This window comes from Actinocrispum wychmicini (assembly GCF_004345645.1).
Classification (GTDB): domain Bacteria; phylum Actinomycetota; class Actinomycetes; order Mycobacteriales; family Pseudonocardiaceae; genus Kibdelosporangium; species Kibdelosporangium wychmicini.
Window position 1 is genome coordinate 705,474 of the sequence record NZ_SLWS01000004.1, and the last position, 16,529, is coordinate 722,002.

General features: G+C 69.3%; 12 protein-coding genes and 1 pseudogene. 5 read left to right on the forward strand and 8 right to left on the reverse strand.

All coding sequences use genetic code 11. The annotated features are described in order from the left end of the window. Nucleotides 1-133 precede the first annotated feature (133 nt). Both EV192_RS21210 and EV192_RS21215 read right to left on the reverse strand, forming a co-directional pair. The gene (locus tag EV192_RS21210; RefSeq protein ID WP_243726971.1) at nucleotides 134-1,147 is read right to left on the reverse strand and encodes an alpha/beta hydrolase; all 1,014 of its coding nucleotides are present in this window, start codon (nucleotides 1,145-1,147) and stop codon (nucleotides 134-136) included. An 11-nt stretch (nucleotides 1,148-1,158) separates the two neighbouring features. Continuing rightward, a complete protein-coding gene (locus tag EV192_RS21215; RefSeq protein ID WP_165960523.1) occupies nucleotides 1,159-2,493 on the reverse strand; it encodes a cytochrome P450 in 1,335 nt (444 codons plus the stop codon). A gap of 122 nt (nucleotides 2,494-2,615) precedes the next feature. On the opposite strand from EV192_RS21215, the gene EV192_RS21220 reads away from it, so the two are divergent. Together EV192_RS21220 and EV192_RS21225 are read left to right on the forward strand one after the other, a co-directional pair. Continuing rightward, on the forward strand, nucleotides 2,616-3,428 hold the full coding sequence (locus EV192_RS21220; RefSeq protein ID WP_132117907.1) for an SAM-dependent methyltransferase: 813 nt from the start codon (nucleotides 2,616-2,618) through the stop codon (nucleotides 3,426-3,428). Nucleotides 3,429-3,504: 76 nt separating this feature from the next. Next, nucleotides 3,505-4,569, forward strand: coding sequence for an ArsR/SmtB family transcription factor (locus EV192_RS21225; protein ID WP_132117909.1), 1,065 nt, complete (start codon nucleotides 3,505-3,507; stop codon nucleotides 4,567-4,569). On the opposite strand, the gene EV192_RS21230 is transcribed toward EV192_RS21225, so the two are convergent. Continuing rightward, nucleotides 4,557-5,222 carry a C39 family peptidase gene (locus EV192_RS21230; protein ID WP_132117911.1) on the reverse strand — a complete coding sequence of 222 codons (666 nt, stop codon included), beginning with the start codon at nucleotides 5,220-5,222 and terminating at the stop codon, nucleotides 4,557-4,559. The two genes, EV192_RS21225 and EV192_RS21230, sit on opposite strands and share 13 nt — an antisense overlap. A 146-nt stretch (nucleotides 5,223-5,368) precedes the next feature. Here EV192_RS21230 and EV192_RS21235 point away from each other — a divergent pair. Next, a pseudogene (locus EV192_RS21235) lies at nucleotides 5,369-5,699 on the forward strand (transposase); the annotation flags it as partial. Between the two features lie 254 nt (nucleotides 5,700-5,953). Here the strand turns inward: EV192_RS21235 and EV192_RS21240 are convergent. Further along, nucleotides 5,954-7,159, reverse strand: a complete 1,206-nt coding sequence (locus EV192_RS21240) for a cytochrome P450 (protein WP_165960524.1) — start codon at nucleotides 7,157-7,159, stop codon at nucleotides 5,954-5,956. A gap of 433 nt (nucleotides 7,160-7,592) precedes the next feature. Here EV192_RS21240 and sigJ point away from each other — a divergent pair, with 433 nt between their 5' ends. Next, on the forward strand, nucleotides 7,593-8,516 hold the full coding sequence (sigJ, locus tag EV192_RS21245) for an RNA polymerase sigma factor SigJ (RefSeq protein WP_207926164.1): 924 nt from the start codon (nucleotides 7,593-7,595) through the stop codon (nucleotides 8,514-8,516). Nucleotides 8,517-8,542: 26 nt separating this feature from the next. On the opposite strand, the gene EV192_RS21250 is transcribed toward sigJ, so the two are convergent. Beyond that, nucleotides 8,543-9,994: an FAD-binding protein gene (locus EV192_RS21250; protein WP_132117917.1), complete on the reverse strand. Its 1,452-nt coding sequence runs from the start codon at nucleotides 9,992-9,994 to the stop codon at nucleotides 8,543-8,545. A gap of 38 nt (nucleotides 9,995-10,032) precedes the next feature. Beyond that, the gene (locus tag EV192_RS21255; protein WP_165960525.1) at nucleotides 10,033-10,491 is read right to left on the reverse strand and encodes an ester cyclase; all 459 of its coding nucleotides are present in this window, start codon (nucleotides 10,489-10,491) and stop codon (nucleotides 10,033-10,035) included. Nucleotides 10,492-10,835: 344 nt separating this feature from the next. Here EV192_RS21255 and EV192_RS21260 point away from each other — a divergent pair, with 344 nt between their 5' ends. Beyond that, on the forward strand, nucleotides 10,836-13,202 hold the full coding sequence (locus EV192_RS21260; RefSeq protein WP_132117921.1) for an ATP-binding protein: 2,367 nt from the start codon (nucleotides 10,836-10,838) through the stop codon (nucleotides 13,200-13,202). Here the strand turns inward: EV192_RS21260 and EV192_RS21265 are convergent. Next, the gene (locus EV192_RS21265; protein ID WP_132117923.1) at nucleotides 13,167-14,837 is read right to left on the reverse strand and encodes an AMP-binding protein; all 1,671 of its coding nucleotides are present in this window, start codon (nucleotides 14,835-14,837) and stop codon (nucleotides 13,167-13,169) included. The genes EV192_RS21260 and EV192_RS21265 overlap by 36 nt on opposite strands. Next, nucleotides 14,834-16,492: an MFS transporter gene (locus tag EV192_RS21270; RefSeq protein ID WP_132117925.1), complete on the reverse strand. Its 1,659-nt coding sequence runs from the start codon at nucleotides 16,490-16,492 to the stop codon at nucleotides 14,834-14,836. Before EV192_RS21270 ends, EV192_RS21265 begins: the two co-directional genes overlap by 4 nt. Nucleotides 16,493-16,529: the final 37 nt, after the last annotated feature.

A 16,529-nucleotide genomic window follows, 5' to 3' on the forward strand; every position in this document is an offset into this window, starting at 1 on the left:
GTCGCCTCCACCTCATGACTAGCCTGATCGATTCTGCTCGATCCACCAATGGTCGCGCTCGCGCATGCCCACGCCCCCACGTTGTGGGGTTCCTACAAAGGGCCTGGCGGTCGCCGGTGTGATCTGTGCCGTGTCAGGCGCCGAAGTGCCCGGTCAGCCAGGCGCGGGTGGCATCCCGGTAGTCGCTGGCGTTCCGGTGCAGAGCAAGCGAATGCCCCGCCCCCGGCAGAACGTACGTGGTCAGGTCAGCCGCCGCGCTGTAGTAAGGAGCCTCCTGTGCGCGCAGCGAGGCCGCGCTGCTGCAGTCCCGCAAAGCGAGCAGGCCGCAGAACAGCACGTCCTTGCTTCCGACCGCCTGGAACACCGGCACGTTGATGCCCAGCGTGGTGGGCAGCACGATGCCGAACACCGCGACCGTGCCCATCCCGGGCACCGAGACCTCGTCCTTCGTCGCTTCGTCGGCCGCGATGACGCTCGGGTCCGCGTCGGAGGTGTTGTAGAACAGGGGAGCTCGCGCGCCGGGTTTGGTGGTGAAGTACAACGGATCCGTGCCCAGGCTGGCCAGGGTGGGGTCGATGAAGGCGGGTTGCAGGCCGAGCGCGGCGCCGAGGACGAGGGCCGGTACGGACGGCATGTGGGTCATGCCGCTGAGGACCACGCCGTCCACGTCGTGGTAGGTGGCGGCTTCGGCGGCGACGATTCCGGAGCCGACCGAGTGGCCGACGATGACGACCCGGTTGAACTGGACGCCGCCGACGTGTCCGGCGCGCAGGTGGCCGATGACTTCGTGCATCGAGGCGGATTCCACGTTGATCAGCAGCGGGATGCTCAAGGGATGCGTGCTCGCGCCGGTGCCGAGGCGGTCCACCGCGAACGTGGCCTGGCCGTGGTCGGCCATGTCCCGTTGGTACGACGCGCCGGGGATGTCCCAGTAGGCGCGGTTGTAGGTGCCGCCGTGCACCAGGAACTGCACCAGGTTCGGTGCCGGGCCGGCGGGCAGGCACAGTTGGCCGCTCACCGTGGCCGGCCCGGTGGGGCCGGTGACCGGGAGCTCGGTGACCGAACAGGTGGCTGCGTCCGGTGTCGCGGCGGCGACGCCGGAGAGCAGGAGGGCACAGGCCAGCACCACAGGGGCCAGGAGTTTCACCACAGCGCCTTTCAACGGGACGTGACGATCATGGGGAGCTGATTGGGTTGCATGGTCGCGGCCAGCTTGGCGTGCACGTGGATGCCCGGCACCGGGGTGAGCCGCCAGCGGGCGCCGATGGTCGCCGCGACGATCGCGACCTCCGCCTGGGCCAAGGTCGCGCCTGGGCAGTACCGGGCACCGGCGCCGAACGGGATGTACGCGCCGCGAGGTAACGCCGCGGCCCGGTCGGCGGTCCAGCGGTCCGGGTCGAACCGGGCCGGATCGGGGAACCAGCGCGGATCCTGGTGCAGGGTGTGCTGGCTGACCGCGACCTCCGCGCCGGCCGGGATCGGCACCCCGCCGAGCACGACGTCGGTCCGGGCCCGGCGCATCAGGATCAGCGGCGAGCTGCGGCGGACCACCTCGCTGAGGATCTGCCTGGTGTAGACCAGCCGCGGCAGGTCGTCGTACCCGGCCGGGCGGCCGGCGAGCACGCGATCGAGTTCGGCGTGGAACCGGCGTTCGATCTCGCGCCGCTGGGCGATCTCGTGGAAGAACCAGGCCAGCGCCACCGCGGTGGTCTCCGCGCCGGTGGTCAGCAAGGTGATGACCTCGTCGTGGATCTCCGTGTCGGTCAGGCCTTCGCCGGTGTCCTCGTCCCGCGCCGCCAGCAGCATCGAGAGCAGGTCGCCGCGGTCCTGCTCGTCGGCGCGGGCGGCGACGATCGCCGCCGGGATCACCTGCCGCAGCCGGGCGGCCGCCCGGTCGAACCGGCGGTTGGCCGGAATCGGCAGCCGTTCCACCACGCGCGGCGAGAACGCGCGGACCAGCACGGTGTCCAGCATGATCGGGATGGAGCGCTGGATCTCGGCGAGCACGTCCGGGCCGAGCGCGGTGGCGAACAGGGTCTGTCCGGCGACGGACAACACCAGGTCCTGCATCCGTTCGTCCACGGCGACGACCTCGTCCGGCTGCCAGCCGTCCGCCAGTTCGGTCGCCAGCCGGGTGATGGTCCGTGCGTACCGCGCGATCCTGTCCTGGTGGAACGCCGGCATGACCATCCGTCGGTGGCGTTGGTTGACCTCGCCGTTGGACGTCGCCAACCCGTCGCCGAACAGCGGGCGCATCTTGTCGAACGCGATGCCCTTGTCGTACTTGGCCGCGTCGGTGACCAGCAGCTGCCACGCCAACTCGGGCGTGGTCGCCAGATACACCGGCATCGGGCCGAGGAAGAGCCGGACCACCTCGCCGTGCTCGCGCACGGACGTCAACAACCGCAACGGATCCCGTAAGAGTGAGACGGTATGGCCCAGCAAGGGCCAACGGCCAGGAACGATCGGGGCGAGCCCCCGCGCGGCTGTCACGTTCACCACCTCGTGCACTGATGACGCTGAGCAACCTAGCAACGGGTGAGGGTGGTGTCCCCGATCTATACACGATCGGGTGACACATACCGGACTTCACCGACACCGTAAGGTGGTTTGCTGTGTCCGATACTTCATCGTGGGTACCGACCGACGTCGACGTGAACCTGCCGAACGCGGCCCGGATCTACGACTACTGGCTGGGCGGCAGCCACAACTTCGGACCAGACCGGACGCTGGCTGAACAGGTCCTCACCATCATGCCGGGCATCCGGGACGCGGTCCGGCTCAACCGGGCGTTCCTCGCCCGCGCCGCCCGGTTCATGGTCCAGTCCGGCATCCGGCAGTTCCTCGACGTCGGCTCCGGCATCCCCACGGTCGGCAACCTGCACGAGATCGTCCAGCGGATGGACCCCGAGTGCCGGGTGGTGTACGTCGACCGCGACTCCATCGCCGTCTCGCACAGCGAACTCATGTTGGGACACAACAAGAACGCCGCCGTCGTCCAGGCCGACCTGCGGGACCGCGACGGCATTCTGAACGCCGACGCCGCCCGGCCGCTGCTGGACCTCAGCCAGCCGGTCGGCCTGTTCATGCTGCTGCTCCTGCACTTCGTGCCGGACGAGTGGGATCCCGCCGGCATCGTCGCCGGCTACCGGGACGCGTTGGCGTCCGGCAGCTACATCGCGATCTCGCACGTCGCCGCGGACAGCGGCACCCCCGGCCTGACCGAGGCGATCGAGGCGTACAAGAGCACCCAGACCCTGCCGACGCCCCGCACCAGAGAGCAGCTGCTGCCGTTCTTCGCCGGATTCGACCTGGTCGAACCCGGGCTGGTGGGCTGCGCCGAGTGGCGCCCGGCGGGCACCGGCGACGTCTCCGACAGCCCCGAGATCAACGCGCTGCCCTACGCGGGGGTGGCCCGCAAGCCTTAGTGGTCGCCGAGCTGTTGACCATGGCGGTCCGGGGTTGGAAGGTACTGGGCAAGGGGGGCCCAAGCTGGGGGTGCGGATGTTGCGTATCCACTTCACCGACGACGACCTCGCGAGGATCCGGATCCGCTCGGATCCACACCCGCTGTGGGAGGTGCTGCTCAGCCTGCACCTGCTGCAGACCCGGCACGCGGTGCTGATGTTCGGCGCCTGGCGGCGGGACGTCCGGACGGCGCTGCGCCCGACCGACGACATCCTCACCACGCTCGCGCCGCCGAAGGGCTACTCGCCGGACTTCCTCACCCCGCTCGTGGACAGTCCGGACCTGGAAGCCGGCCTCGAAGTCGTGCTCCGCACCGGAAGTGACACGCTGTCCACCGACATGTCCCGGCTGGCGTCCCAGACCACGTTGCCGAGCTGGGCGAACCGGCTCGCGGCCGGCGACGCGGACATGATGCGCCGGCTCGCCGACTGCATCCGGCAGTACCACGCGAAAGCGTTGCAGCCCTACGCGCAGGTGCTCCAGGCGTATGTCCGCGCGGACTGGGCCAGGCGGGCGGAACTGGCCATGACGTACGGCCTCGGGCACGTACTGTCCACATTGCACCCGACGATCCGGTGGCGGTCACCCGTGCTGGAAGTGGGCTACCCGGTCGACCAGGACCTGTACCTGGCCGGCCGGGGCCTGGTGCTGGTCCCGTCGTTCTTCTGCTGGCGGATGTCGATGACGGTGGCGGATCCGGCGTTGCAGCCGGTGCTGGTGTACCCGGTGGACCCGGTCCCGGGCTGGACCGCGAAACGCCACGATGTCAGCAGGACCGACCGTGACTCGCTGGTCGCCCTGATCGGCCGGACGAGAGCCCTGGTGTTGCTGACCATCGCGGACCGGCCGTACCTGAACACGACCGAACTCGCGCGTGCGGCCGGCACGTCACCCGCGGGCGCTTCCCAGCACGCCACCGTGCTCCGTGAGGCCGGCCTGGTGATCACCCAGCGGCGCAACGGTTCCGCTGTGCACACACTGTCCCAACGGGGTGCCGTGTTGCTCGGCCGGTCCGGGGGTCCGGCCGAGCTGGCGCGGGACGTGCGCTGGTCCTCCGGCGCGTCGGACGCCGCCGGAGGACCGGACCGTCAGGCGGAGTAGCCCTTCGGCGGGATGAGCGTCGCCAGCTGGTTGAACGTCAGCCAGTAGATCTGGTTACCGCCGAAGCTGGCCGGGTCGGCGATCTCCACGGTCATGTCGGAGCTGTCGTAGCCGATCACGGTGAAGTAGTGGTAGATCGTGTAGTTCGGGTAGCCGGGCGGGTGGTTGCTGGCCGGGGCCACGATGTTCGCCACGATCGCGTAGCCGTTGTCGACGTCCAGCACGATGTCCCGCCACAGCAGGTCACGCTGGGCCTGGGTGGGCGGGTCGTTCGGCATCTCCTTGGTCTCGTACCAGCCGGTGCCGAGGTCCTGGTTGAGCACCCGGGTGACCTGGCCGATCCAGTCCGTGCCGTTGGTCGTGGTCGGCAGCTGGTCGGCGAGCGTCCCCTGGCTCGGCGGGTTGCCGTCGCGGGCCGAGATCGCGATCCGGGTGGCCGCCGGGCCACACCAGTACCCGGTCTGCTGCACCTGGTACTGGATGTTCAGCACCGCCATCGCCCGGACACCCTCGACCTTCGCGGGCGCTGGCATCGACCGAGTCCAGTCCGGCGGCGTGACCAGGTTCTTCGCCGGCGCCGCGCCGGCCGTCAGGGGTGCGCAGACCAGGCCGGACAGGGTCACCGCGGTCAGGACCAACGCTTTGAGTCTCATCTGCCGACTCCTCCAGTGCAGGGTATGTTGGCGATTAACCAACGATCTGATGCTGGGACGCGTGGTATTCACCCGGCAACCGGATTCACGTGAGGCTGAATCCACCCGGCGGAGAACTTCTCACGAACATCCGCGATCGTCGGAATATGACAGCCCCCAGCGGTGTTGCTCCCGGTGTGCGGAAGGGGGAGCAGCCTCCGTGGGTGGTGCCCGACGAGCTGTGGGCACGGATCGAACCGCTGTTGCCGGTCGTGCCGCGACGTCCCGACCACCCGGGACGTAAGCGTCTGGACGACCGGAAAGTCCTGTGCGGCATCCTGTTCGTGCTCTACACCGGCATCCAGTGGGAGTTCCTGCCGCAGGAGCTGGGCTACGGGTCCGGGATGACGTGCTGGCGGCGGCTGCGGGACTGGAACCGGGCCGGGGTGTGGCAACGGTTGCGCGAACGGCTGACGACCGAGTTGCGCGGCGCGGACACGGTGGACTGGTCGCGGACGGAGATCGAACACTCGGACGATCCGCGAAGCCCCGGGATGCCCCGGCAAGCGGGCACCCCGGGACGGGAGGCCGTGTCTCGGAGTCCCCGTCCGCGATAGCCGGGCCGAGGTGGTCCCTGGCGCCACCGCCGAAACGCCCGAATACAACCCGGTATTAGGGCGCTCCTGCGGCGACGCCAGGAACCACCTCGATCCCGACTCTCATCGAACGGGGACTCCGAGACACGACCTGGGTCACCAGGTGACGTACAGGTCGGCCGGTCGCGGGAAGAACGGGAACAGCCAGGCCGGCTCGGTCTCCGGGGCCGCCAGGTTCAGCTCCGGCGCCATGCGGACGATCACGCCGAGCAGTTCCTGCATCTCGGCGCGGGCCAGTTGGCCGCCCACGCAGTAGTGGATGCCGGCGCCGAACGACAGGTGCTTGTTGTCGGCGCGGGCGAGATCGATCGAGTCCGGCTCGTCGAACGCCCGCCAGTCCCGGTTGGCCGAACCGAACGCCGGGATCACCGGTTCACCCTTGCGGATGAGCACACCCTCCACTTCGACGTCCTCCAACGCGACCCGCAGCGCGCCGAGCCCGTTGGAGACCTGGGCGTAGCGGAGCATCTCCTCCACTGTGGAGTTGATCAGCCCGTGGTCGGCGATCACCGCCTCGAACCGCTCCCTGGCCCGCAGCAGGTGCGTGATCATCTGCGCGATCCCGCTGGACGTGGTGTGGTAGCCGCCCAGCAGCAGGGTCATGCCGACACCGCAGAACTCCTCGGTGCTCAGCCGGTCGCCCTCGTCGTGCACCTGCGTCAACGCGGTGAGCAGGTCGTCGCGGGGCTCGGCCTGTTTGAGGTGCATCAACTCGCCGAGGTACGCCATCAGCGCCCGACCGGCCGCCTTCGGCTCCTCGGCGCCGCCGCCGGACTTGTTGACCACGCCGATGGCCAGGTCGCCCCACTCCCGGAACTGGTCCCAGTCCGGCTCGGGCACGCCGAGCAGCTCGCAGATGGTCACGATCGGCAGCGGCAGCGCCACCTTCTCGACCACGTCGGCCGGGTTGGGGCCGGCGAGCAGTTCACCGACCAACAGTTCGCAGCGATCCCTGATCCACGTGCGCAGCCGTTCGACCCGGCTGGCACTGAACGCGCGCACCACGAGTTTGCGCAACCTGGTGTGGTTCGGTGGATCGAGCACGATCATCGACCGCAACCCCTCGAACACCGGCACCAGCAGCGGCGCGCCGGGCAGGGTCGCGGCTTCCTTGCTGAATCTCAGGTCGGACACCACGAACCGGACGGTCTCGTACCGGGAGACCACCCAGCCGCGGTGGCCGGTGGGTAGGACGATGGGGGCGACCGGTTCCCGCTCCCGCAGCTCGGCGTACTCCGGCGCCGGATCGCCCAGATTGGTCCACGAGAACGGGAATGATCGCGTCTCGGCCTCAGTCGTCAAATCTGCTCCAACCGTTTGCTGGTAACGGCGGGATCTTTCCCGCTCACCAGTTCCGACGCAGCGGCGCGCGATTCTGTGACATGCCGGATCCATTTAATACAGGCGACCGAGGTCATTTTGTTAGGAGCCGTGGACGGGCATATTCGCGGTGCTTGAGTGCAATGCCCACTTTGGGTCGATCGATTCGTCAGGTTTGAGTGGATTCGTGGGCGGAGCGCGGTTCACTTTGTTAGTCATCGTTCAGGGAATTGTCGTGCGGCGGCCGCCACCGGATGGTCGGGGCGCTGGACGGACGTCCGCTTATGACGCTGCGTACAGGTCCGGTGCCGCCGTTCAGGTGACGGCGTCGATCACCCGCCACAAAAGTGACGGTCCGTGCTACGGCGACAATGACCGGCGGGTGGCCGCGGTCCCGGCTGGTACTATCGGATATATGCAGGCTGAGCCGACTGGGACCGGCATGAAGGCCGATGTGGGGACCGATGTGTCCACGACGGTGTTCGAGCAATACCGGGAATTGATGTTCGGCATATCCTACCGAATGCTCGGCAGTGTCGCGGACGCCGAGGACACCATCCAGGAGACGTGGCTGCGGTGGAACAGGATCGACCGTGACTCGGTCGTCGACCCCCGTGGCTACCTCGTCCGCGCGGTCACCCGCACCTCCATCGACCAACTCCGGCGGGCCAAAGCCAGGCGGGAACAATACATCGGCTCATGGCTGCCGGAGCCGCTGCTGACCGGGCCGGATTCGGCGGAGAGCGCGGCGCGGGCCGATTCGGTCTCCATGGCCATCCTGGTGATGCTGGAGCGACTGTCCCCGTTGGAGCGGGCGGTCTTCGTGCTGAACGAGGTGTTCGGGTTCAGCTTTCCCGAGGTCGCCGCCGTGGTCGACCGGACGGAGGCGGCGGTGCGCCAGCTCGGCCGCCGGGCCAGGGCGAACGTGCAGGGCCGCCGCCGGTTCTCCGCCGGCGGCAAGGAGACCAAGCAGATCACCGAGCGGTTCCTGGCCGCCTGCCTCGGCGGCGACCTCGGCGGGCTGATGGAGCTGCTCGCCCCGGACGTGACCATGTGCGTCGACTCCAACGGCCGCTCCGAAGGCGGCCCACGGCAACCACTGCACGGCGCGCGGGCGGTCGCCGAGTACTTCGCGTGGGTCGCCGACCGGTTCCCGGCGGGCATCCGGTCGCGCTACGTCGAACTCAACGGCAGCGGCAGCGGCCTGTTCATTGTGGACGACGAGGTGTACGCGGCCTTCGTGCTCGACTTCGCGCCGGAACCGGCCGACCGGGTGGAAGCCATCTGGATCATCCGCGAGGAGAACAAGCTGTCCCGCATCCCCGTGCCCCCCGCCTGATCCGGCGAGGGGTGGGGGTGGGCGGGTCAGAACATGTGCAGCGAAGGGGTCAGGATGCTCGCTGGGTCGTGCTTCTTCTTGAGGGCCGCGAAGTCCTGGTATCGCGGGCCGTACTGGTGGGCCCAGTCGGGCGGGCGCATCTCCACCGCGCTGATCGGGTAGAGCGTGCCGCCGATGTCACGGGCCCGTTCGTAGATCCCCCGGTTCCGGGCGAGTTTGGCGGCGACGAACTCGGTGTTCGGGCCCGCTGCCGGCGCGGCGGTCAGCAGGTCGAACAGGAAGATCCAGTCGGTTGTGGACTCAGGCACCGCGAAGTACTGCCTGGTCAGCAGGCTTCTCTTGACCGCGAACACGACCGAGTAGCCGACCGCGCCGAGGTCGTCGTACGCCAGTCGGGAGAACGTGTCGGTGAAGAAGCCGGCGGCTTTCTGGCCGGGCAGGAACACGTCGACCCACGGGTGCGGCACGCCGGTCCACCTGCCCAACGCCTTCAGGCCCTCGATCTTCGCGTCGATCCGCAGCACGAAGTCCAAATAGGCCCATTCGACGGTTTTCAGGTGGTCACGGGTGTCCGACAGGCCCCGCAGCAGATGCCCGGCGTCCGGCACTTCGTCCTGACCGTGGTATTTGGCCAGCTGCACCTGGAAGATCCACGGCGCCGGGCCGCCCGTCGGGGTCGTGATCACCTGGCCGTACGACACCTCCAGTTCGCCGCGGTCCAGCACGGTCTCGAAATCCCGGAAGAACACGGTCGGGTCGGCGTACTCCAGTGTCCACTGTGTCACCCTCGGCCGCGCGGGTTCGAGGTCGACCACCGCCCGGGTGATGATCCCGAGCTGACCCACGCCGGCCAGCGCACCTTCGAACAGTTCGCTGTTGGAGCTCGGCGAACACCACACCACGTGCCCCTCGCCGGTCACCACCTGCAGCCTGCGTACCCACTGGACCTGTACGCCCTTGCGTGGCGTGACACCAACGCCCCCAACGGAAAGCGTGCCACCCACGGTCAGTGCCGTGTACCCGGTGTACACCGGAGGTGTGACGCCCTGCGCGAACGCCGCTGTGATCAGGTCCTTCCACAGCACACCGGCGTCGACGTCGGCGTGGTCGGCGTGGATGGCGTGGATGGTGGCGATGCCCTGCGTCTCGACGATCACCCCGGAGTCCACAAGGGACTGACCGAACATCGAGTGGCCCGCGCCGTGCGCCGCGACCGGGATGCTGTGCCGCCGGCAGAAGCGCACCATCCGGGCGATGTCGTCGACCGAGCCCGGCCGCAGCACCACCCACGGATGCCGCTGGACGATGAACCCCTCGTCGGTTCGGCTGTCGGCCCTGACCAGGGCGCCGTCGAGCGCTGGAATCGGTTCCGTCGCAGCGGTCTCGGCGTCGGCCTCCACCCATCGTCGGGTGATGGGATCAAACCCGGCCACGAAGGTCGCGCCGGCCACGCCCGTGATGAAACTCCGTCTGTTCAAGATGTGTCCTGTGCCTTTCTCCGGGGAAAACAGGGCGGTCAGCTGGTCGCGGAAACGATCTGGAGCGCCGGATCCGGGGTGACCAACGGGAATTCCAGGCCACGCTCCAGTTGCAGGCTGATCAGCCGCAGGTTGTTCGTGGAGATGATCTGCTCGGTGATCCGGCCGTCCCGCAGCCGCACTGTGTGCGTCTCGATCGTGGTGCCCCGTGCGTCGGTCGGCGGCTGCCCGTGAAACTCGCCAGTGTTGTGCCAGTCCCAGGCGTAACGGAAGACGGCGCGGGTGTTGTCCGCACTGTGGAACTCGTCGTGCAGGGCCGCCCGAAACCCCGGGTACGTCTCGTGGAACTCGGCGGCGACCTTGAGGATCGCCGGCAGGCCCGCGATCTTCCACGCGAAGGGGGCGTAAAGGATGACGTCCTCATCGTAAAGACGGGCGAAGGACTCCCAGTCCTGGGTGGCCCATGCCACGACGAACTTCTCTCCCAGCGAACTCATGGTTCTCTCTCCTGCCGTTGGGTGGGTACCCTGACCGACGCACGAGAGCGCCGGACTGTGACATCGGGTCGCGGCGGGCACCGTGACGACGTTTCGCATCGCCGGTCCGGGCTAGGGGGGTGGGAGAGTGGACATATGGGGAGAAACAAACGAGAATCGGAGCAGCGGAGTTCGTCGTGAACCAGCCGGCCGGACGGCCGTAGGGCAAGTGACGCAACAGTTTCACGCCGATGGTCGAAGTGGACGCGTCGGATGTCACCCAACTGGACCGGGTGGCTTGGCGATTTCGGTAGAAAGGTAGATCACTATCCTGGGGTGGGACCGAATGGGGGGGACCCAGAAGTATGACGGATATGTGCGCGTCGCTGGACGGGCTGCGGGGGGACGGCGGGAGCCAGCCGGCGAGATTCTCCGGCCAGTTACCGCCGCTGCTGGGCAGGGACACCGATTTGTTGACCTTGACCGCGCACCTGTGCCGGGCGGACAGCCACCTGTCCACGTTGACCGGACCCGGCGGGGTCGGCAAGAGCAGGCTCGCGGCCGCGGCGGCCGACGAGCTGACCAGGCTGGGCCCGTTCGCCGTTGTCCTCGTTGACCTGCACGACGTCGACACCGAGGACGGTGTGCTGCGGTCGATCGCCGGCGCGGTCGGCGACGATTTCGGCGGTGCGGTGGCGGATCCGGTGACCCGGGGGGACATCGCGGCGATCATCCCGGACCGGGATGTGCTGCTCGTCCTGGACGGTTGCGAACAGGTGACCGAGACCGCGGCGGTGATCGTGCGCGACCTGCTTTCCCGACGCAACCGCCTGCGGGTGCTGATCACCAGCCGCCGGCCGTTGACCCTGTACGGAGAACGCTTGTTTCCGCTGCAACCGCTGCCGACGCCACAGTGTCCGCTCACTGAGGACGTGGCCCACTTGCAGGAATACCCGTCGGTGGCGCTCTTTGTGGACCGGGCGCGGGCGGTGGACCCGTCGTTCGCCCTGACGGCGGAGAACGCCGGACCGGTGGCCGAGATCTGCGGCCGGATGGACGGCCTGCCGCTGGCGATCGAGCTGACCGCGGCCCGGCTGCGGCTGTTCCCGGTCGGCACCCTGGTCGCCCGGTTGCGCGAGGGAAGTTACGGCGGGGTGGGCCGCAACATGGGCGCACCGCACCGGCACCGGTCGGTGCACGCGCTCACCGAGGCCAGTTTCCGGCTGCTGGACGAAGATCAGCGGCGGATGCTGATGCGGGTCGCGGTGTGCGCGAAGGACGTGGGGCTGCACACGGTCGAAGATCTCGGTGGGTTGGCGCCACACCAGACGGAGTCGGTGCTGGAACCGTTGGTGGACCTCAATCTCGTCTCGGTCCGGCACGGCGCGGGCGATCCGCGGTTCGCCGTGCTGGAGACGGTCCGGGTGTTCTGCATGGACCGGCTCAGGGAACGCGGCGAACTGAAGGAGGCGCGGTCCCGGCACGCCGAACACTTCCAGGCCCTGGCCGAGCGCGCCCAGCCCCACCTGACCGGGCCGGACCAGGCGCAGTGGCTGGGCGAACTGTCGGCCGCGCATGACAACCTCCAGCAGGCACTGGACTTCCTGCGGGACGAAGGGTGGCCGGCCGAGGCCGCGCGAACGGCGGTCGCGATCCACCGGTTCTGGTTGGTCCACGGCACTTTGGAGGTCGGGAACCGGCACCTCGCGACGCTGCCGCAGGCCGACGGCGCGCTGGACGCGGCCCGGGGCGCGATGGCCGCCGCCATGGGTGACGTGCTGCGCGCGGCGGAGACGTTCCACCGGGCCAGCACGGCGTACCGGGGGCACGGCGACCAGGACCGGGAGCAGGCCATGTTGGCCCAGCGCCACGCGGCTCTGCAGCACGCGGGCGAACGGCTGCACGTCCGGTCGACGGACTACGTGATCCGGTCCGCGGGCCGGGCCGAGGCGCCGATCGAGATCGGTGACGCGGCGCTGGCGCTCGCTACGGCGTCCGCCCAGGATCTGGACCGCTGCGAGGAACTGCTTGAGGCCGCACGGACTGTCTACGCGCGCCACCAGGATGTCCGCGGCTTCGGCCTCGTGCTCGCCGAGCAAGGTGAGGTCGCGGTCGCCCGTGGCCAGTTCGACCTGGCCGAGCGGTTGTTCCGGCTGAGTCTGGAGAAGTTACGTTCGGTCGGCGAGCGCACGATGCTGCCGACCGTCCTCGACGCGTACGCATTCCTGTTATGGCAACAGGTTCCGGGTCAGGAGGACCGCGTGGTCCGGGTGATGGCGGCGAGTTCCGCGTTACGCAAGACCACGAACGCATCGCCGCTGAGGATCAGACGGTCCATGCCCGCCGGGCCGTTACGCCAGTTACGCCGCAACCTCGGCAGCCCACAGTTCGAGGCGCTGTGGCACGAGGGCCGGCTGCTTGACTCCGCCGCCACGGTCGCGGAGATGCTGTCGGCGCCGACGTTGGCCGGGGCCGGGGGCGGGCGGACGCCCGCCACCCAACAGGAGGCGAAGCTCACCCCGCGGCAGTACCAGATCGCGTCCCTGGTCAGCCAGGGCCTGACGAACCGGCAGATCGCCCACCAGCTGCAGATCTCCGAATGGACGGCGGTCAACCACGTCCGGCAGATCATGCACCGGCTCGGCCTGCCGTCCCGGATCCACGTGGCGCAGTGGGTGATGAAGCTGGGCGACGGCCTAGGACACGCTCGCCGGGGTGAGCACGGTGGGTAGCCGGTCGTAGTCGACCTTGCCGCAGGCGTCCCGGGGCAGCGTGTCCACCTGCACCAGTTTGGTCGGCAGGTACCACTCGGTCATCCCGCGCCAGGCAAGGAAGTCACGCAGGTCGGTCAAGGAGGGACAGCGGCCACGGGACGCCACCACGGCACACGGCTGCTCGTCGCAGTCGGCCGCCGGGTAGCCGATCACCGCCACCTCCTTGACCGCCGGGTGCTGTTGCAGTTCCTTCTCGACTTCCTCGACCGGGATCATGAACATGCCGCCGATCCGCCGGCTGGCCCGTCCGGCGAACCGGATCCCGCCGCGGCCGTCGTCGCGGACGAGGTCGCCGGTGTCGAACCAGCCGTCGTCGGCGTCCCACAGCGTGCGCACGTCCCGTTCACCGGCCTCGTTGGTCTGCCACACCGCGGTGCACAGCGAAGGTCCACGGACCCACAGCCGGTTCAGGCCGGCGACACCGGGCACCGGGCGCAGGTCCATGGACAGGCCGGGCAACGGCCGTCCGTCGCTGTGCGCCGCCCACCGGTCCGGGTCGTCCTCCCGGATCCGGATGCCCATGCAGACCTCGGTCATCGCCCAGCAGGCCCGGATCGGCACCCGGAACTCGTCGGCCAGCTGGTGCACGAGATCGCTGGGGACGGGGGTGGCGCCGGCTTTCAGCAGCCGCAGCGCCGGCAGGTGCCGGGGCCGCTGCCGCTGCGCCTCGACCATCTGGGTGTAGAAGATCGGGGCCGCGAACAGCTGGGTCACCCCGGCCGCGGCCATCAGGTCGAGTTGCCGGTCGGCGTCCCAGACGTCCTGGTACACGGCGGTTCCCTGGGCCAGGACCGGCCCCCAGATGTTGTACAGCACGCCGGCGAGCCCGGTGATGGGATGCGGTGTGCAGAAGATCTCGCGGTGGTCCCAGCCGCGTTCGATCGGCGTGGCGTGCCCGGCGATGCCCGCGTAGATCGAGTTCTCGGTGTGCAGCACGGACTTCCGCTGTCCGGTGGTGCCGGACGTGAAGATCAGCATCCGGGCCTCGTCCATGGCCGGCCCGGCCGGCAGCGGCGGCGGCATCCGGGCCAGGTCCTCGTGCGGCGTGTTGAGGAAGTGGTCGGCGAAGTCGATGGCGCCGTTGCCGGGCTGGTCGCCGTACACCACGCGGTAGCGCAGCCGGGGCAGCCGGGACGCCATCCGCTCCAGTTCCCACGCCAGTTCGGCACCCTGCCACGCCTGCGGCGTGACGCAGAGCCGCGCCTGCGCGTCGGTGAGGATGAGTTCCACTTCCCGTGGCCCGATGCTGGTCTGGATCGGCACGGCCACCGCGCCGATCCACATACAGGCCAAGGTGAGCGCGGTCGTCTCCCACCAGTTCGGCAGCTGCCACGCCACCGCGTCGCCGCGGCGGATGCCGAGTGCGGTCAGCCCGCCGGCGAACCGGCGGACGTAGCGCAGGAGTTCGCCGTACCGCACGGTGATGACCCGGCCCGCGGCCGCGCGGTGCGCGATGATCGCGGGCCGGTCCGGGCAGGTGGCGGCGGCACTGACCAGGTCATGCAGGATCGACCGGTCGCGCCACCACCCTTCACGCCGATAGTGCGCCGCCATCCACGACGGCGGCCGTAGGTCGAACGGCTCGGGCCTCACGATTGCCTTTCCCCTGTGGCCACGGCGGGCGCGGGCGCGTCCACCGGCTGCCGCGCCGTCGCTTTGGCCCGGCCGGGGAGCCCCAGCGCGAGCAGCGCGCCCACCACCTGCACCAGGCCGGTCAGCACCAGTGCCCAGGTCGCGGCCGTGGTGAAGCCGGCGCCGAACACCTCCTGCGTGACCCGTGCCGTCGCCCGTGTCGCCTGGTCGGACAGGCCGCCCGGCGCCGCGATGCCGCCGCTCTGCCCCGCGCCGACGTCAAGGCCACGGTCGACGGCGGTGGCGATGCTGTTCTGGAAGCCGGTCCGCGCTTCCGGCGGGACGTCACCGAGCCGTTGGGCGGCCTGGTCGGTCACCTCGACGGCCAGGCGGCTCTGCAACAGCGCGCCGGTCACGGCGGCGCCCAGCACAGTGCCGATCTGCCGAGTCGTGGCCAGGACGCCGGACGCCGCGCCGGCCAGCTGCTGTGGGACGTCCCGCATGGCGAGTGTGTTGATCGTGGGGAACACGACACCCATGCCGATGCCGAACAGGATCATTCCGGGCAGCAGGACCCACGGGTTGGCGTGGGGCTGCGCCATCAGCCCGGCGAGTGCCATGCCGCCGCCGTAGAACAGCAGGAAGGTGCACAGGACCGCCCGGCCGCCGAACCTGGCCACCAGCTTGCCCGCGAACGGCGACAGGAACAGCGTGATCACCGAGGGTGGGACGAGCACCAGGCCGGCGACGATCGCGGACAGCCCGAGGATGGACTGCAGATAGATGGTCAGCGGCAGGAACAGGCCGACCGACGCGAACAGGACCACTGACGACAGCGTCACCGGGATCGAGAACGCCCGGTTGCGGAACAGCTGGAACGGCAGCAGCGGGTCCCGTTCCTGCCTGCGGCCCTGCAGGACGAGGAAGGCGACGAACACCACGACCCCGGCGACGAGGATGAGCGGGATGGTGACGAACGAGAACGCAGTGCCCGGGAACACCGTGCCCCACTTGAAGCGCTGACCCTCGATCAACCCGAAGATCACCAGGAACAGCCCGACCGTGGACAGCAGCACCCCCGGCACGTCCAGCCGGGGCCGCCGGCCGGTGTTCACGTTCGGCACCACCAGCAGCGCGGCCACCGCGGCGCCGATGCCGAGCGGCACGTTGATGAAGAAGATCCAGCGCCAGCCGACCGAGCTGACCAGCAGACCGCCCAGGGTGGGCCCGGCGATGATGGCGAGTCCGGCGACCGACGACCACACGCCGAACGCGGCACCGCGCTTCTCCGGCGGGAACACCATGCTGATCAGCGCGAGGGTCTGGGGCATCATCACGGCGGCGCCGATGCCCTGGACGGTCCGGGTGACGATCATCTGCGCGGCCGTGTCCGCCAGGCCGCAGGCGGCCGACGCGACGGTGAACACGATGAGTCCGGTGATGAACATCGTCCGGGATCCGAGCCGGTCGCCGAGCCGGCCGGACAGCAGTTGCAGCGCGGCGAACATCAGGACGTACGCGTTGACGAACCAGAGCACCTGGTCCAGTGACGCGTGCAGCCCGGTCACCATGTCCGGGATGGCGATGTTCACGATCGTGGTGTCCAGCAACGTCATGAAGAAGCCCACGAGCAGCACGCTCAGTACCACCCACGGGCTGCGTTCCCGCTTCTCCACCTTTGGTTCCTCCTCGCTCGCCGATACCTCCCCCTTA

What these genes read in the sequence shown, in the direction of transcription:
- EV192_RS21255 (WP_165960525.1), bottom strand. Translation starts at nt 10,491, where the DNA reads ATGAGTTCGCTGGGAGAGAAGTTCGTCGTGGCATGGGCCACCCAGGAC.
- EV192_RS21260 (WP_132117921.1), top strand. Translation starts at nt 10,836, where the DNA reads ATGACGGATATGTGCGCGTCGCTGGACGGGCTGCGGGGGGACGGCGGG.
- EV192_RS21225 (WP_132117909.1), top strand. Translation starts at nt 3,505, where the DNA reads ATGTTGCGTATCCACTTCACCGACGACGACCTCGCGAGGATCCGGATC.
- sigJ (WP_207926164.1), top strand. Translation starts at nt 7,593, where the DNA reads ATGCAGGCTGAGCCGACTGGGACCGGCATGAAGGCCGATGTGGGGACC.
- EV192_RS21230 (WP_132117911.1), bottom strand. Translation starts at nt 5,222, where the DNA reads ATGAGACTCAAAGCGTTGGTCCTGACCGCGGTGACCCTGTCCGGCCTG.